We start from the raw sequence: 947 nt of genomic DNA, 5'->3' as shown, positions 1-947 counted from the left end.
ATCGTGGTGTTCTATGTGCTGTTCGCCGCCCTGATCATGGTGAGCGAGGAATGGATGCGTCTGCTGTCCCGACACCAGGAAACCCATTGGCAGGGCGAGATTTTGTTGGTCCTGACCGTCTTTACCGGGGTGACCTGGGTGAGGGTGATCAGCCTTCTGGCGTCGCGAGGCGGCCCGCGGCCAAACAGATATGGTCCGGCTTCCGAGTGACATCAAAAATCGTATGGCTCGCCCCGTCTGCAAGTGTCGTTTTCGATGAACTGACCAGTCACCTTGGGTGTGACAAATACCGCATTCTGAATTCAGAACGCAAAACATCGATCGACCATTATGTCAAGTGTGGTCGTTTCGATCGTACTGAGAATTCCTGGTTCAGTGCCATGGCACGACGTCGACCGGCGTCTGCGGCAATCGCCAGCACGCCCTTCGCCGGCGCATATCCAACCGACGTCGGACGGCAGTCTCTATGAGCGCCTAGATCTCTAGCCGGAGCAGGTACTTGCCCGAGGTCGCGTGTTCCATATGCGTAACGAACGACAGTTTCATGGCGATCGGCGAGCACTTGACGGACATTGTCGGCCCGTGGCCGGAGGGCGATCCGGAGCCGTGTCGATACCCACGGACTCGCAAGCCGACACCGATTGCCTATATCGTACAGAACGGGTAATTTGGACAAAAGTGGAATTGCGAGGTTCACATGAGCAAGTCAGCCGTCATCGAGGCCAGTGCCGCTCGGAGCAGCTTCGCAAAGCTCGGGGAACAGGCCAGGCGGGCACCTGTCGAAGTGACCCGACACGGTAAGCTCGAATTCGTGGTCATCTCGCCGGACCTCTACGAGGCGGTCAAGGCGGCGGGCACGGTTCCGGTCGGCGAGTTGGCTGCATGCAGGAATCCTTCAACCAGATGTTCCAGGATATGCAGTCGGATCGATCCGAAGCGGCGTATGA

The 947-nt window shown here is 58.1% G+C and carries 1 protein-coding gene and 1 pseudogene; both read left to right on the top strand.

Annotated elements, in window-relative coordinates; genetic code table 11:
• Window positions 1-210: pseudogene (locus RT91_RS19285) on the top strand (DUF805 domain-containing protein); the annotation flags it as partial.
• Between the two features lie 487 nt (window positions 211-697).
• Window positions 698-947 (top strand): type II toxin-antitoxin system Phd/YefM family antitoxin (locus RT91_RS21040; RefSeq protein WP_240314374.1); only part of this gene is annotated, 250 nt, incomplete at its 3' end.

It is taken from the genome of Acidiphilium sp. JA12-A1, assembly GCF_000724705.2.
In the GTDB taxonomy this organism is placed as follows: Bacteria; Pseudomonadota; Alphaproteobacteria; order Acetobacterales; family Acetobacteraceae; genus Acidiphilium; species Acidiphilium multivorum.
This window is presented reverse-complemented; position numbering and strand designations above follow the sequence as displayed.